This window comes from Okibacterium fritillariae (genome assembly GCF_052783725.1).
This window is the reverse complement of the sequence record NZ_CP199917.1, coordinates 1,924,701-1,939,858: the sequence shown is the minus strand read 5'-3', so window position 1 is coordinate 1,939,858 and position 15,158 is coordinate 1,924,701. Positions and strand designations below refer to the sequence as shown.

Here is a 15,158-nt window from a genome sequence, read left to right as displayed (position 1 = left end):
CGGGCGAGGTCTAGCATGACCACCATGCAGACCATCAGCCCGTTCCTCTGGTTCGACGACCGCGCCGAAGAGGCCGCCGAACTGTATGTGTCGATCTTCGACGACTCGCGCATCACGAACGTGTCGCGCTACCCCGAGGGCACGCCGCAGGCCGGGCAGGCGCTGGCCGTCTCGTTCGTGCTCGAAGGCCTCGAGATGAACGCCCTCAACGGCGGGCCGATGTATCAGTTCACCCCGGCCATCTCGTTGTTCGTGCGGGCCGACACGCAAGAGCGCATCGACTTTCTCTGGGATTCCCTGATTGCCGACGGTGGTGCGCCGAGCCGGTGCGGATGGCTCGTCGACAAGTTCGGCCTGTCGTGGCAGATCGTTCCTGCCGCCCTCGATGAGGGCTTGTCCGACCCTCGGCCCGGAGTAGCGGGACGCGTCATGGAAGCCATGATGAAGATGGACAAGCTGGATGTCGCGCTGCTGAAGGCCGCCCGCGAAGGTTGAGCGCTGCTCAGCTACTGACGCCTGAGCTACTGACGCCTCAGCTACTGACGCCAGAAGGCTGCGCCGTGCCGTAGAGCTGCGATGGCATGGCGTCCGCGAAGATGCGCGCCGTCACGGGCCCGATCCCCGTGAACGCGGTCAAACGTTCGATCAGTTCATCCCGATCGGCGGACGACGCCACGAGGTGATGGACCGACCCGTATTCGTCGGCCAGGCCGGGCATCACATCGCGCAACTCGTCGGTCATGATGTAGTCGAAGCGGGCATAGCCGCCCTCGTCGAGGATGCGTCGCAACTGTTCGCGTCCCACCGTGGAGAAGCGCGCCGGCGAGGTGAACCCGTGGTCGATGAGTGTGCGATAGGTCTGCGCGGCGATCTCCTGCTGGATGCGGCGGCCGAAGAGCAGGCTCGCGAGCAGCCAGCGGTAGAGCTGCACGGGCGAACCCGTCGACGGGTCGATGTCGAGATCGGCCGGGGTCAGGTTGTCGCTCATCGGGGTTCTCCGCGGGGATCGTTCGGTCGGTGGATCAGGGGTGCGTGAAGGCGCTGGCCTGCGCGGCGCGCACGGCGTCGTCGCCCTGTTCGGCGGCCGAACCACTCGGAGCGGCGCCCTCGTCGGCAGCACCCGGGCCGTCGACGTCTTCGGCGGCGTTGTCGCCCGTTCCCGAGCGGTGTTCGGGGGAGTCGGCTTCGTCGGCGGCGTCGAGGTCGGCTGCGACATCCGAATCGGACTGGGCAGTCGCAGCGTCGTCATCGGCGGTGTCGGCGTCGTCGGCGACCGTGTCGCCGCCCGAACTCAGGCCGTCCTCGGCGGGAAGGGAGTCGTCGTCGACGTGGCTGAGCGCTGTGCCGTCGGGAGCGACTCCGCCGATCGAGCTGTCGCTGTCGTCTTCACCGGGAACGTGGGACTGGACGCCGGGGGTCGATCCGTCTGTCGTGCTCATGTGATTCCTCCATACCGTGTCGAAGCGGCACGCTGGTCGGCCGCACCATACAATCCAACGACATGACGGACGGGCGCGACAGGGGATGGCGTGGGACCGCGTTCGCGCGTATGGTGCCGCCGTGCCGTGCCGTGCCGTGCCGTGCCGTGCCGTGCCGTGGTTCGCTGTGCCGCGGTCTGCCGTGGCGGCCGCGGGATGTCGGGGGTGCTCAGTAGGCTCGACACATGCGCATCCTGCACACCTCCGACTGGCATATCGGCCGCACGTTCCACGGCCATGCCACCGTCGAGGCGTTGCATGAGGTGCTGCAGTCGTTGGCCCAGGTTGTGGGCGACGAGCGGGTCGACGTGGTCATCGTCGCCGGCGACATCTTCGATTCAGCGATGCCGTCGGGCGAGCATTTCCGTGTGCTCACGGCGGCGCTCACGTCCCTGCGCGAGGCCGGTGCCGTGGTCGTCGCCACGAGTGGCAATCACGATTCGGCGGCGCGACTCGGGTTTCAGGCCAGTTTCGCGCGGCTCGCCGGCATCCACGTGCTCACCGATCCCGAGCGTGTGCTCGAACCCGTCACGGTCGACGGCGTGCACATCTACGGCATCCCTTATCTCGAGCCGTCGCTCGTGCGCCATCTCTTTCCCGGCGAGACCCTGCGGCGGCACAACGACGTCCTGGCGCGCGTCATGCAGCGCATCCGCGACGATGCGGCTTCGCGCGGCGGCCGCTACGTCGTCGTCTCGCACAGTTTCGTCGGCGCGGTCGGCGCCCCCGACGAGGCATCGGATGTCGAGAGGGACATCACCGCCGGCGGGCTCGACATCGTGTCGCTCGATGTCTTCGACGGTCCCGACTACGTGGCGCTCGGGCATATCCACGGCCGGGCGGTTCTGGGCGAACGCATCCGCTATTCGGGGGCACCCCTGCACTATTCGTTCTCCGAGGCGGGCAAGCCGCGGGGCGTCTGGATCGTCGAGCTCGACGACGACGGCTTTTCGGGCGCGCGGTGGGTCGATCTCCCGATTCCTCGCCGGCTGTCGGTGCTGACGGGCACGATCGACGACCTGCTCACGCTCGACCGGTTCGCGTCGGCCGAGGAGGACTGGGTGTCGGCCATCCTGACCGATGATGTGCGGCCGCTCGACGCCATGGCACGCCTGCGCGCGCGTTTTCCCTGGTGCGCCACGCTCGAACACCGACCGGCCACCGTCGCGCCCGCATCGACCGAGAGCTATGCGGCGCGCATCGCCCAGAAGAGCGACCTCGACATCGTCGACGGTTTCCTCGGCCACGTGCGCAACGGGCAGGCGCTCACCGACGCCGAGCGCGACCTCGTGCTCGATGCGCTCGGCGAGCTCGACGCGGACGGGGTGGCGTCGTGAAGATCAACGCGCTCACCTTTGCGGGAATCGGGCCGTACAAAGCCGAGCAACACATCGACTTCGACGCGCTCGAAGACGACGGGATCTACCTCATCTCGGGCAAGACGGGTGCGGGCAAGTCGACCATCCTCGACGCGATCTGCTTCGCGCTCTACAACGCCGTGCCGCGTTTCGACGGCGGCCCGAGTCAGACCCGCCTGCGCAGCGACTACTGCGCCCCCGAGGATCCCTCGTTCGTCACGCTCGAATTCTCGGTGCACGGCGACCGCTACCGGGTGACGCGCACGCCCGAATACGTGCGGCCAGCAAAGCGCGGCGGCGGGCTGACCACGCAGAAACAGACGGCCGTGCTCGAGCGCCTCGACGCCGGCGAGTGGCGGGGCATCGCGGCCCGCCCGGTGGACGTGTTCCCCGAGATCGACCGCATCGTCGGGCTGAACAAAGATCAGTTTTTGCAGGTCATCCTGCTGGCGCAGAACCGTTTCCAAGAGTTCCTTCTCGCGAAGAACGACGACCGCCTGCAGGTGTTGCGCAGCCTCTTCGGCACGCGCCGCTTCGGCGACCTCGAGCAGAACCTCGCCGACCGCCGGGCCGCGCTGAAGGGCGAGGTCGAGGCGCTCGGCGACACCCTGCGGCGCCTCGCCGATCGGGCCGTCGCCACGGCCACCTTCGAGGATGACGCGATCGAGGATGACGCGATCGAGGATGACACGGTCGAGGTGGATGACACCGACAACGTGAATGACCTGATCGACGTGAATGGCGCGGCCGTGAGCCCGCCCGCGGAACCACTCTCCGCTCCGGCCGAGCCCGACAGCGCGTGGTTCGATCGGGCCGCCCGGTCTCTCGCTCCGCGAGTCGCGTCCGCCCGTGCGGCGCTCGATCAGGCGACACGAGAGCTGGATGAGGCCGAGGGACGCGTCTCTGACGCTAAAGACGTTGCGCGGCGGCAGACTCGGCGAGCCGACGCCGCGGCGACGCTCGAACGGCTCGGCGAACAGGCGGCCGACATCGTCACGCGCCGGGCGCGGCTTGCGGCTCACGAGCGGGCGCACGCGTTGTGGTCCCTTCTCGATGGTGTCGACAGCGCCGATGCCGATGTCTCCCGCGCACGCGGCCGGCTCGCCGACGCCACCAAAGCACTTCTTGCCGACGCCGGCGCCGCCGATGCACTCGACGATGGGGCCCTGGACGATGGGGCACTGGACGACGAGGCTGTGAACGTGAAGGCGCGGGTCGCTGAGGCGCCGGTCGTCGCGGCGGTCGATGTGCCGACGGCCGAGCGCGTGGGCAGGCTCGTCGACGAACTGAACCGCACGCTGGGCGAGATGTCCGAGGCGCTGCGTGACGAAGAACGGGCCGTGACGCTGGCCGCCGAGCTCGCCACCGCCGAGGAACGGTTGCAGGACATCGACGCTCGCGCCAGCGAACTGCGCGCGCGACTCGACGTGTTGCCGGAAATGCAGCACGATCTCCGGGCCCAGCGAGATGCGGCGCGCCTCACCGCCGCTCGGCGGGACGATCTTTCCGCGAGCGTCGACGACCTCGCTCGCAAGCTGGAAGCGGCCCGGGCTGGTGAGCGAGCCGAACAGGCCGCCGCCGCGGCGTTGCGCGCCGAGGCGGACGCAGTGTCGGAGCACGCGCGGGCCGCGGGCGAGCTGAGCGACCTGTTCTCGCGCCGCCTGAACGGCGACGCCGCGCACCTCGCCGCCCAGCTCGAACCGGGCGAACCGTGCGCGGTCTGCGGATCGCGCGAACACCCGCAGCCCGCAGCCGCCGACGGCGAAGCCGTCACCGACGAGGCGCTGGACGAGGGCCGGGCCCGCGTCGAACGCGCCGACCAGATATCGAAGAAAGCCGCTCACCGCCGCCGGGCCGCCGATGACGAGGTCGCGGCGCTGAAGATCGCGTCGACGGGGCGCACGCCCGACGAACTGAGCCAGGATCTCGACGGCGAGACCGCAGCACTCAAAGCCGCGGAAGCCGCCCGGGCAGAGGCGGCGAAACTCGACCGAGACATCGAACGCCTCGACACGGAGTACACCGACGCGGCAGCCGCCTCCGAACAACTGCACCTCGAGCGGGCTGTCGTCGCCGACACGCTGGCCGGCCTGAAGAGCCGCCTCGCCGAGGCACGTGACCGCGTCACCAGCCAACGCGGCAGCTTCGACACGGTGGCCGAGCGCGCCGAGAGCATCCGGCAGACCGTCTCCGTCGCCGCACGCTTTCTCACTACCGCCGAAAGCGCCGAGGGCGCAGAACAGGCACTCGAACAGGCCCGCGCCGCCGTGGCACGGGCCCTCGCCGACAGTGACTTCTCCTCACTCGACGAGCTGCGGGCCGCGCACCTCGAGCCGGGGGAGCAGGCCGCGCACGCGGCGACGGTGCGCCAGCACGACGCCGGCCTCGCCGCCGCCGAAGCGACCCTCGCCGAACCCGAGCTGCAGGGGGTGCCCGCGGAGCCGGTCGATGTCGGCGTCGTCAGCGAGGAACGGGACCGGGCGCGCGAACGCGTGGCTCACGCATCCGATGTGCACGCCGCGATGCGGGAAAGGCAGCGCACGCTCGACGCCATCGTCGCCGAAGCGACCGCCACGCTGCACACCGGGGGCGAGCAGCTCGCCGCCTACAACACCATCAGGGGCCTGGCCAACGCCGTCGAGGGCAAAGAGCCGAACGACAAGCGCATGCACCTCGAGGCGTATGTGCTCGCCGCCGAACTCGAAGAGATCATCGCCGCCGCCAATGCGCGGCTGCACACCATGACGAGCGGGCGGTTCCGGCTGGAACACGACGACTCGCGCGCCTACCGCGGCGCATCGTCCGGGCTCGGGCTCGCCATCCGCGACGAATACACGGGACGGGCGCGGGCCACGGCATCGCTGTCGGGCGGCGAGACGTTCCTCGCCTCACTCGCCCTCGCACTCGGGCTCGCCGAGATCGTGACCAGCCGCGCGGGCGGCATCACCCTCGAAACGCTCTTCGTCGACGAAGGGTTCGGCTCACTCGACCGCGAAACGCTCGACATCACGCTGTCCACCCTCGACAGCCTGCGCACGGGTGGGCGCACCGTCGGCCTCATCTCCCACGTCGACGCCATGAAAGAACAAATCCCCTCGCGCCTGCGCATCACCTCCGGGCCCACGGGCGCCAGCACCGTGCGGCAAGACGCCGTCATCAGCCCCCTCGACAGTGTGGCCGGCCCGACACCCGCCGAGCGCAAGACAGCCGGGGCCTGACCCGCCACGAAACGCAAGAACCGCAGAGGCCGGGGCCCCTGCGGTTCTCGAAAAATGCGGAAGAGACTTAGTCGGACTTGCTCTTCGACGCGGCCTTCGACTTCTTCTCGGTGCGCTTCTCTTTCAGAGTCTTCGCGGCGGCCGTCTTGGCGCCGGTCTTCTTGGGGGACTTGTCGGCCATGGTGGACCTCTCCGTAGCGGAGCCAGAAAGGCTCGTCCCGCCAAGAATACGCGTAAACGCGCCCCTAGGCTGGATCCTGGGCCGGAATGTGCTCGATATCCTCCACACGCGCCCGCGGCATCAACACACCCGCCACGACCGTCGCCACGGCACACACCAGCACCGCGACGAACACGGCACCCGACGCCGACTCCACAACCGACGGCACGTTATCCCCGTTCGGCGTGGCCGCGAAGATCGCGTTCGCGATGGCACCGAAGATCGCCACACCCACGGCACTGCCGATCGAACGGGCGAACATGTTCGTTCCCGTCACCACACCGCGCTCGTTCCACGGCACGCTCGACTGCGCGGCGATCAACGACGGCGTCGCGACGAGCCCGAGACCCAAACCGACGACGAAGCATCCGATCGCCGTGAGGATGAGGTTCGGCGCGCCCGCGAAAGCGACGAGCACCGCGGCTCCCGCGACCGCGAAGACCATGCCGATGAGCACCGTGCGCCGGAACCCGATGCGCAGATACAGCCGACCCGACAGCGACGCCGAGATAGGCCATCCGATCGTCAGGGCGGCGAGCGCCAGCCCCGAGACGAGCGGCGAGACGCCGATCGACCCCTCGAGGTAAGTCGGCACATAGGAGGTGAGGCCGATGAGGATCGCGCCCACCCCGAGCGACACGAACGTGGTCGTCAGCAGCAGACGGCGCGAGAACACCCACAGGGGCAGGATCGGCTCGGCCGCGCGACGCTCGACCAGCACGAAGGCCACCAGCAACACGGCGCCGAGACCGAAAGCGGCGAGGCTCTGCGGCGAGTTCCAGGCCCACGCCTGACCGCCCTCGAGCACCGCGAGGATCACGGCGCTGAGGCCGAACGTCAACAGCACGGCGCCGGCGTAGTCGACGCGGTGGCGACGGCGCTCGATGTTCTCGTGGAAGTGACGCCACAGCATCCACCCGGCGATCAGGCACAGCGGCACGTTGACGAAGAAGATCCAGCGCCACGACACGAACTCGCTGAAAACGCCGCCGAGCGTGGGGCCGACCACCGACGAGATCGCCCAGACGCTGGCGAGGTAACCTTGCGTCTTCGCGCGCTCGGCAACCGTGTAGATGTCGCCCGCGATGGTGATGGCCATGGGCTGCACGGCCCCGGCGCCGAGGCCCTGCACGGCGCGGAAGGCGATGAGGGCGGGCATGCTCCAGGCGAAACCGCACAGGATCGAGCCGAGCAGGAAGAGGCCGACGCCGATGAGGATGAGGGGTTTGCGGCCCACGGTGTCGGCGAGCTTCGCGTAGAGCGGCACGCTGACCGCCTGTGCCAAGAGGTAGATCGAGAACAGCCACGGGAAGAGCGCGAAGCCCCCGAGGTCACCGACGATGGACGGCACCGCGGTCGCGAGGATGGTCGAGTCGATCGCGACGAGACCCGTGCTCAGCATGAGGGCGATGAGGATGGGGCCACGCTCAGACCGGAAGCCCACGCCCGAACGATCAACGGTGTGCGTCATGAAACTCCTCGGGTAGTGGACCGGCGACAACCTTTCTCGCAACATGCCGGGGCATGCGGTTCATTCCCGTTCGGGGAAAACCCGTGCGCTCGAAGCACCGTCACGAGAAGTTAATCCGGATGTCGGCGGAATAGAGCACACTGGAGAGAACGTTGACCATCCCTGACCGGTGTCCCACTGCCCCAGGCGGCGGAACGACGTTCGATTCTCCGCGAAGCTGCGCCCACGCCGGCTTCCCGAGCCGCGTGACGCGGCCCACCCCTCACCGTGAACACTCCGTGACACGCCGTTGACAGGAAAACACACATGACCGAACGCACACTCTCGTCCGAGAGCGGCGCGACGCCCGAAAACGGCCCCGCCTCGAGCGCCCCTGATCTCACCGCCGGCCAGGCCGGTTCGGCACCGGCCCCCGCCGGCCCCACCGACGCCGCCCGCGCCTCGGCCTCCCGCTCGTCGAACACCGACGATGCCGCCACCCAGGCCCGCAACCGCGTGGTCATCGGCGTGCTCATCGTCTCGGCCTTCGTCGTCATCCTGAACGAGACCATCATGGGCGTCGCGCTGCCGACGCTCGACCGCGACCTCGGCATCCCCGTCTCGACCGGCCAGTGGCTCACGACCGGGTTCATGCTCACCATGGCCGTCGTCATCCCGATCACCGGCTTCCTGCTGCAGCGCTTCAACACGCGGCCCGTCTTCATCGCCGCCATGACGCTCTTCAGCATCGGCACGCTCATCGCCGCCATGGCCCCCGGCTTCGAGATCTTGCTCGCCGGCCGCATCGTGCAGGCCACGGGCACGGCGATCATGATGCCGCTGCTCATGACCACCGTCATGACCATCGTGCCGCCCGCGTCGCGCGGCCGCATGATGGGCAACATCTCGATCGTCATCTCGGTGGCCCCCGCCGTCGGTCCCACGATCTCGGGCATCATCCTCAACACGCTCAGCTGGCGGTGGATGTTCATCATCGTGCTGCCCATCGCCGTCGCCGCCCTCATCATCGGTTCGCTGCTCATCAAGAACGTGACCACCCCGCGCAAGATGCCCCTCGACGTGCTCTCGGTCGTCCTGTCGGCCTTCGCGTTCGGTGGGCTCGTCTACGGCCTCAACGCCCTCGGCGAGGGTGCCAACGCCGAGGCCGCAGAGGGCGGTTCCGCCAGCGCCATGCCGTCGTGGCTGCCGCTCGTCGTCGGCATCGTGGCGCTCGGCCTCTTCATCTGGCGCCAGATCGCGCTGCAGAAGAAGGATGACGCGCTGCTCGACCTGCGCACGTTCCGCTCGAAGAACTTCACCATCTCGATCATCCTCATGGCCGTCAGCATGATGGCGATGTTCGGCAGCATCATCGTGCTGCCCATCTACCTGCAGAGCGTTCTGCAGCTCGAGCCGCTCGAGACCGGTCTGCTGCTCCTGCCCGGTGGCCTCGTGATGGGTATCGCGAGCCCGTTCGTCGGTCGCCTGTACGACAAGTTCGGCCCGACGCCGCTCATCGTGCCGGCTTCGGCGCTCGTCAGCCTCGTGTTCTGGGGGCTCAGCATGGCCACCGAGAGCACGCCGTTCTTCCTCATCCTGAGCGCGCACATCGCGTTGAGCATCGGCCTGGCATTCCTCTTCACACCGCTGCTCACGTCGGCGCTCGGCTCGGTGCGTCCGCAGCTCTACTCGCACGCCAGCGCGATCGTCGGCACGGTGCAGCAGCTCGCCGGTGGCGCCGGAACGGTGCTCTTCATCGGCATGATGACGGCGCAGACCATCGCGCTGTCGACCGCCGGGGCCTCCGAGGTCGTCGCCGGGGCCGGCGGAGCGCGTGCCGCGTTCCTCACGGGCGCGATCATCTCGCTGTTCGCCGTCGCCGCCGCGTTCTTCGTGCGCAAGCCCGCCGACGTGATCGGTGACGACAAGCCGGTCATGCACTAAGCGACCAGTCACGAGAAGGGGGTCATCGCCAGAACGGCGGTGGCCCCCTTCTCGTTGCGCGGACGTGAGCCAGAGCGCCTCAGGGCCAGAGCCGCTCCGTGTGGAACGCGTGGGCGCCGGTTGTGCCGGCCGTCTCGCTCGCCGAACGATAGCGCAGGCGCAGGTGCGAGCGGTCCCGCGACGCCTGCCAGAATTCGATCGTCTCGGGCACGACCTTGTAGATCGTCCAGGTGGGCGAGACCAGGTCGGGGTCTTCCTCGATGCGCTGCCGCACCTCGTCGAGGGCGCGGCGCGGCTCGTCGGGGTCGTCGATCACGTCGCTCTGGCGCCCGAGGAATGATTCGGCGCGGCCGCCCGTGCCCCGCGACAGGAAGCTCTGCGCGTTCTCCTCGGCCGAACCCTCGACAATCGGCCCCCGCACGCGCACCTGCCGTCCGCGGGCCGGCCAGTAGAACGTGAGCGCGGCGCGGCCGGCGGCGGCCAGCTGCTGACCCTTGGGGCTCGACGAGCTCGTTCCGAACGACCATCCCTCGGGTGTGGCGTCGCGCAGGATGAGGACGCGAGCGTCGGGGGAGCCCTCGGCATCCACGGTCGACAGCGTCATGGCGTTGGGGTCGGCGACACCGGCGTCCACGGCATCCGCGAGCCACTCGGCGAAGAGCGCGAGGGGATCGGCGGGCGCGGCATCGGGATCGAAGGGGGGCGGCGTCGCGCCGAAAACGGTCGCGCGGCCGAGAATCGAGCGGATGTCGGAGCTGTCCGAAGTCGTCATGACCTCACCCTGCCACACCTGCTCGGCGGACCCCAGGACTGGCGGATCAGAACGACGAGATGCCCTTGCCCACCATCACAACGCCGATGACGAGCAGCAGCACGGCCATGACGGTCGAGTTGTTGTGCACGAGCCAGGCGCGCAGTTTCTCGAGCGGGCCGGCCATGCGGCTGGAGGCGACCAGGTAGCCGATGACCGGCACCGCGACCGTGCAGGCCGCGATCACGGTGAAGATGATGATCGCGACGGTCGTGTCTCCCGCGCCGAGGGTTGCGCCGCCGATGGTGACACCCGCCCCCACGCTCATGAGCAGGTTCTTGGGGTTGAGCGCCGAGAGCGCGAAGCCGAGCAGCAGCCCGCGCACGGGCGTCATCGAGTCGATGGCGGACATCCACTTCGGAAGGGGAGGCTCGCCGTCACCCGTCGGCCGCGAGCGCCATTGTTTGAGTGCGAGCAGCAGGAGCAGCAGGCCGAGGACGATCTTGATCACGCCGGCGATCGGCTTCGAGGCATCGTCGTCGCTCTCGGGCAGGAGCGAGGAGAGCAACGTGAACGCGATGACGGCGATGACGACGCCGAGAACCCAGCCGAGGAAAAAGCCGACGCTCGTGGTGCGCGCCTTCGGCGACAGCAACATGAGGATCGCGGCGATGATCGGCACCGGGCTGATGGCGATGCCGAGCGCCAGTGGCAGTATCTCGCCGATGACAGATGCCATGGATATCCCCTCGGGGCCGGGTTGGACCTGACGTGTTGTGCACCAGTATGTCGCTGTGCGAGCGCGCGCACTAGATCGAATCTCGGTCGGCCGGGTGCAGGCCCGGAACGCCGCGGATGGGACGGGAAACGAGGATGCTGCCCGACGGCGTGTCGGGCAGCATCCTCGGTCGGTGTCGCTGTGAGCGACGGTTAGGAGATCACCTTCCAGGGACCCCATTCCTCGGTGCCGGGGATGTTGTTCTGCGTCCACCACTTGGCCTCGTAGCGCACACCCTTGTAGGTGACGCGGTTGCCGGCGACGTAGACCTTCGCGGCATCCCACGCGTCGGTTGCGGGCGGCGTCGTCGGGGTGGGGGTCGGCGTGGGCGTCGCGGTCGGCGGGACCGTGGGGCTCGGCGTCGGCGTGGGAGTCGGCGTCGGCGTCACCGGGGGATTCGTCGGTGTCGTGCCTCCGACGGGCCCGGCGACCGCCTGGCGCAGCGCGGTCGTGAGCGTCTGGATGAGCGTGCCGTCGCGGTTGCCCGACAACTCCCACCACATGCCGCCGCCGAGCTTGTTCTTGACGATGTAGTCGGCCTTGAGCTTCACGGTCTGCGGGTTGTCGTAGCTCCACCACTGGTTGCCGTCGGATCGCCACGCGGCGCCGATGGTGGCGTCGTAGTGGTCGGTGCCGAGGTTCTTCAGCTTGTCGTAGTCCTCGTTGCCGGCCTCGTAGGTTCCGGGGGCCGCACCCGTCGCGGGGCTCCACGGCTTGCCCGAGGGCACGCCCTGCCAGCCGCGGCCGTAGGTGGCGAGGCCGAGACCCAGCTGAGCGGGTTTGATGCCCTTCGACGTGTAGGCCTTCACGGCCTTGTCCACGCTGTAGCGCTGCGCGGCCGGTCGAGGGTCGGCGGGGTCGTCGTAGAGGTTGCCCTGGTGGCCCGTGAGTGTCGGGTCCCAGGCGCCCCACAGGTCATAGCCCTGGATGTTGCCGTAGTCGAGGTAGGTGAAGTTCTCGGGGTTGTTCCATCCGCCCGCCGTGATGTCGGCCGGATTGGCGGGCAGGAAGGCGCTCAACGTGTAGTGCTTGCCGGTGGTCGAGCCGTAGGCATCCAGCTGGGTGCGGAATTCTTTCAGCAGCAACCGGAAGTTGTTGGCGTCGTTGACGGTGTCGACACCGTTGCCCTCGAGGCCGCTGTACGTTCCCGGCCACTCCCAGTCGATGTCGATGCCGTCGAAGACGCCCGCCGCAGCCCCCGGGCCTCCGCGCCCGTCGATGAGCGGCAGGTTGCCCTTGATGTAGAGGTCGATGCACGAGGACACGAGCTTCTGCCTGGACGCCTGCGTGGCGGCGGCGCGCGAGAAGTTCTTCGACCAGGTCCACCCGCCGAGCGAGATGATGGGTTTGAGCCCCGGGTTCTTGGCCTTCAGCTGTTTGAGCTGGTTGAACGAACCGGCGAGCGGCTGGTCCCACGTGTCGGCCACGCCGGCCACCGAGTTCTGTGCCGTGTAACCCATGCCGAAGTCGGCGTAGGCGTCGCCCGCGCCATCCGAACCGTTGGGGCCGGTGCCCTGCGCCTTATTGGCGATGAAGCAGGTGAGGTTGTTGACGTCGATGTTGCCGAACGAGTAGTTGATCGCGGTGAGGTTGCCGGCGGCGCCCGAGTCTTGCAGCGCCTTGAGCTTGAAGTCGCGGCCGTACACGCCCCACTGGGCGAAATAGCCGACGTTGCGGTATCCGTTGATGGTGCCGTTCGTGGTGGCGGCTTCGGCGGCGGGCGGTGCCGGCAGCGCGAACAGCGTCGAGGTGACGAGGAGGCCGGAGGCGAGCGCCCCCACCGCCCCGAGCACGCGTTTCAGGGTGGAACGTCGAGGTGTCATCGGTAAACCCTTTTCAGGTTGCGGGATGAGGGGTGGATGCGCTGGGGTTCGGCCGCGCATCCGCCCGGGTTGAGATGACGATAGGTGGGCGCGGGCACGGGGCACATGAGGGATTCCCGCACACTCGTCACTAACCGAGATCGAGCGGATGCCTCAGCTACGGGTTTCTACGTAGCCGCCCCGGTGCACGAGCAAACTGAGCTGGGTGCGCGAGTGCACGTCGAGTTTCTGGAAGACGCGGCCGAGGTGTACCTCGACCGTGCGTACCGAGAGGTGCATGCGCCCGGCGATCTCGCGGTTGCTGGCGCCGCCGACGACGAGCCGGGCCACCTCGGCCTCGCGCGCCGTGAGGGCGGCGAGCCAGGCGGGTTCGTCGTCCGGGAAGAGGCGCTGCACGGGGGCGAGCGGGTGCGCGGTCTCGTCGAGTTCCTCGAGCGCCCGAGCGCTCTCAGACTCCCCGCCCCTTTTAGGCGCCCGGCCCCTCTCAGGCGCCCCGCCCCTTTCAGTCGCCCGGTCGCCGGTATGGAACTCCCGAGTCACGGGTGAAGCGTCGGCCTCGCGCACGAACGTGCCGCCGAAGGGCAGGTGGAGCGGGAGTCGCGACAGAAGGGGGTCACCCGGGTCGGAGACCGGACCGCGACGCCGCGGAATGCTCGGGCCGGGTGCATCGACGGTGTTCCCGATGCCGGTGTTTTCGGGGCCGGTGTGCCCGATGCCCGCTTGCCCGATGCCCGCCTGGCCGATGACGGCCCGCTCGGTGCCGGCCTGCCCGGTCCCGGCCTGCTCGACGATCCAGTGGGCGACCCGCAGGTGCGCCTCGACGAGCGGGGTGGCGCTGCCGCGGGTGCCCCCGTCCCGGCCCGCTTCTCGGTCGAGCGGTGACAGAGACAGGATGCTGTCGGCGAGCGCGTGCGACGCATCCCGAGCGCCCGCGGCACCCCGATTCAGCAGCGCCGCGAACGCGTCGACCAGCGAGATGCCCGCCGCGACCGTCGGGTCTGCCGACCCCGTCGCGGATGCGGACCAGGCAGCCTCGTCCGCGGCGACCACACCGCACGCAGCCAGCCAGACGCAGACGCCCGCGACAATGTCGTTGGCCGGGGCGGCGCTCGCCGCATCCACTGCGCTCATGTCGTCGGCCAGCTCGCGGGCGCGCTCGCCGAAGGCCCGGGCCGCCGCCGCATCCCCGCGTTCGGCGTGCAGGGCGGCAGCCGTGGCGAGTCCGAGCACGATGCCGCGGCCAAAACCCGGCGTGCGTCCACGATCAGCGTCGGCCCTCCAGCGCGCCTCGAGGCGGTCGAGGTCGGCGTGCGGCACGTGTCCATCGGCCGCGGCGACCGAGAAGACGAAGGCGGCGAGCGCGGATGCCTCGAGCATGACGTCGCCCGACCGCAGAACCGCGCCCAGCCACTCGCGCGCCTCGCGGGCGTGCCCCGAGTGCAGAGCGGAGAGCCCGGCCCGCAGCTGCGCGACGGTGCGCAGGCGTCCGGGTTCGGATTGGCTGGCGGCCTCGCGGGCGACGCGGTAGGCGAAGACGCTGTCGCCGCGGCGCAGGGCCTGGCGGCTGAGGCCCAGCAGGCGGGGGACGACGTCGGGCAGCCCGCCGAGGGCGGCGAGGGAGCGATGCCAGGCGGCCTCGTGCGGGGAGGAGCCGGCGAGCGCCGCCGAGAGTCGCGTGTGGGCGTCGGTGCGTTCTGCGACGGTCGCGGTGGCGTGGACCACGATCCGCACTCGAGGATCGCTCAGACGGTAGCGGCGGGAGACGAACGAGATCAGGCCGTCGAGGGTTCCGTCGACGAGTTCGTCGAGCGTCAGTCCGCTGGCCGCGGCGAGCACGCCTGTCCGGTCCACGATCGCGACGCCGGCGATGAGCAGGGCCCGGCGGTGGGCGGGCGGGAGGTTGTCGAGACGGGGCGCCAGGCGGTCGATCAGGGTGTGTGCCGCGGGCAGGGGGTCGGGGAGGGGCGCGTGGCCGGCGCGTTGCGCGGGTGTGAGAAGTGGCCAGATTGCGTCGCCGTCATCCGAGGCATCGTCACCGAGCGCATATCGCACACAGGACCGCACCCAGGCCGTTTCGGCATCGCTCGCCATCTGAGCCCCGATCGTGTCGTGAACCCGGTGCCCGCCACCGTTCCCGG

Annotated in this window: 11 protein-coding genes; 4 read left to right on the top strand and 7 right to left on the bottom strand. The window is 69.3% G+C overall.

Annotated elements, in window-relative coordinates:
* Positions 1 to 24 precede the first annotated feature (24 nt).
* Complete coding sequence (locus ACUWEX_RS08995; protein ID WP_445996013.1) at positions 25 to 495, top strand: VOC family protein; 471 nt, start codon at positions 25 to 27, stop codon at positions 493 to 495.
* A gap of 37 nt (positions 496 to 532) precedes the next feature.
* Here the strand turns inward: ACUWEX_RS08995 and ACUWEX_RS08990 are convergent, their stop codons facing one another.
* Both ACUWEX_RS08990 and ACUWEX_RS08985 read right to left on the bottom strand, forming a co-directional pair.
* Complete coding sequence (locus ACUWEX_RS08990) at positions 533 to 988, bottom strand: hypothetical protein (RefSeq protein ID WP_445996012.1); 456 nt, start codon at positions 986 to 988, stop codon at positions 533 to 535.
* Positions 989 to 1,022: 34 nt separating this feature from the next.
* Positions 1,023 to 1,439 carry a hypothetical protein gene (locus tag ACUWEX_RS08985; RefSeq protein ID WP_445996011.1) on the bottom strand — a complete coding sequence of 139 codons (417 nt, stop codon included), beginning with the start codon at positions 1,437 to 1,439 and terminating at the stop codon, positions 1,023 to 1,025.
* Between the two features lie 224 nt (positions 1,440 to 1,663).
* Between ACUWEX_RS08985 and ACUWEX_RS08980 the strand changes: the two genes are divergently transcribed.
* Positions 1,664 to 2,815, top strand: a complete 1,152-nt coding sequence (locus tag ACUWEX_RS08980) for an exonuclease SbcCD subunit D (RefSeq protein WP_445996010.1) — start codon at positions 1,664 to 1,666, stop codon at positions 2,813 to 2,815.
* Positions 2,812 to 6,054, top strand: a complete 3,243-nt coding sequence (locus ACUWEX_RS08975) for an AAA family ATPase (RefSeq protein WP_445996009.1) — start codon at positions 2,812 to 2,814, stop codon at positions 6,052 to 6,054. The genes ACUWEX_RS08980 and ACUWEX_RS08975 overlap by 4 nt, the downstream gene beginning before the upstream one ends.
* A 245-nt stretch (positions 6,055 to 6,299) precedes the next feature.
* On the opposite strand, the gene ACUWEX_RS08970 is transcribed toward ACUWEX_RS08975, so the two are convergent.
* Positions 6,300 to 7,745, bottom strand: a complete 1,446-nt coding sequence (locus ACUWEX_RS08970; protein WP_445996008.1) for an MDR family MFS transporter — start codon at positions 7,743 to 7,745, stop codon at positions 6,300 to 6,302.
* A 306-nt stretch (positions 7,746 to 8,051) separates the two neighbouring features.
* On the opposite strand from ACUWEX_RS08970, the gene ACUWEX_RS08965 reads away from it, so the two are divergent.
* Entirely contained in the window at positions 8,052 to 9,668 is a 1,617-nt protein-coding gene (locus ACUWEX_RS08965; protein ID WP_445996007.1) for an MDR family MFS transporter, read from the top strand.
* 79 nt (positions 9,669 to 9,747) lie between these two features.
* Here the strand turns inward: ACUWEX_RS08965 and ACUWEX_RS08960 are convergent, their stop codons facing one another.
* From ACUWEX_RS08960 to ACUWEX_RS08945, 4 genes are all read right to left on the bottom strand, one after another.
* A complete protein-coding gene (locus ACUWEX_RS08960; protein ID WP_445996006.1) occupies positions 9,748 to 10,440 on the bottom strand; it encodes a pyridoxine/pyridoxamine 5'-phosphate oxidase in 693 nt (230 codons plus the stop codon).
* A 46-nt stretch (positions 10,441 to 10,486) separates the two neighbouring features.
* On the bottom strand, positions 10,487 to 11,158 hold the full coding sequence (locus ACUWEX_RS08955) for a GAP family protein (protein WP_445996005.1): 672 nt from the start codon (positions 11,156 to 11,158) through the stop codon (positions 10,487 to 10,489).
* Positions 11,159 to 11,349: 191 nt separating this feature from the next.
* Positions 11,350 to 13,020 carry a glycosyl hydrolase family 18 protein gene (locus tag ACUWEX_RS08950; RefSeq protein WP_445996004.1) on the bottom strand — a complete coding sequence of 557 codons (1,671 nt, stop codon included), beginning with the start codon at positions 13,018 to 13,020 and terminating at the stop codon, positions 11,350 to 11,352.
* A 153-nt stretch (positions 13,021 to 13,173) separates the two neighbouring features.
* A complete protein-coding gene (locus ACUWEX_RS08945; RefSeq protein ID WP_445996003.1) occupies positions 13,174 to 15,111 on the bottom strand; it encodes a LuxR C-terminal-related transcriptional regulator in 1,938 nt (645 codons plus the stop codon).
* Positions 15,112 to 15,158 lie beyond the last annotated feature (47 nt).

What these genes read in the sequence shown, in the direction of transcription:
- ACUWEX_RS08970 (WP_445996008.1), bottom strand. Translation starts at nt 7,745, where the DNA reads ATGACGCACACCGTTGATCGTTCGGGCGTGGGCTTCCGGTCTGAGCGT.
- ACUWEX_RS08945 (WP_445996003.1), bottom strand. Translation starts at nt 15,111, where the DNA reads ATGGCGAGCGATGCCGAAACGGCCTGGGTGCGGTCCTGTGTGCGATAT.
- ACUWEX_RS08950 (WP_445996004.1), bottom strand. Translation starts at nt 13,020, where the DNA reads ATGACACCTCGACGTTCCACCCTGAAACGCGTGCTCGGGGCGGTGGGG.
- ACUWEX_RS08980 (WP_445996010.1), top strand. Translation starts at nt 1,664, where the DNA reads ATGCGCATCCTGCACACCTCCGACTGGCATATCGGCCGCACGTTCCAC.
- ACUWEX_RS08990 (WP_445996012.1), bottom strand. Translation starts at nt 988, where the DNA reads ATGAGCGACAACCTGACCCCGGCCGATCTCGACATCGACCCGTCGACG.
- ACUWEX_RS08995 (WP_445996013.1), top strand. Translation starts at nt 25, where the DNA reads ATGCAGACCATCAGCCCGTTCCTCTGGTTCGACGACCGCGCCGAAGAG.
- ACUWEX_RS08955 (WP_445996005.1), bottom strand. Translation starts at nt 11,158, where the DNA reads ATGGCATCTGTCATCGGCGAGATACTGCCACTGGCGCTCGGCATCGCC.
- ACUWEX_RS08965 (WP_445996007.1), top strand. Translation starts at nt 8,052, where the DNA reads ATGACCGAACGCACACTCTCGTCCGAGAGCGGCGCGACGCCCGAAAAC.
- ACUWEX_RS08960 (WP_445996006.1), bottom strand. Translation starts at nt 10,440, where the DNA reads ATGACGACTTCGGACAGCTCCGACATCCGCTCGATTCTCGGCCGCGCG.
- ACUWEX_RS08985 (WP_445996011.1), bottom strand. Translation starts at nt 1,439, where the DNA reads ATGAGCACGACAGACGGATCGACCCCCGGCGTCCAGTCCCACGTTCCC.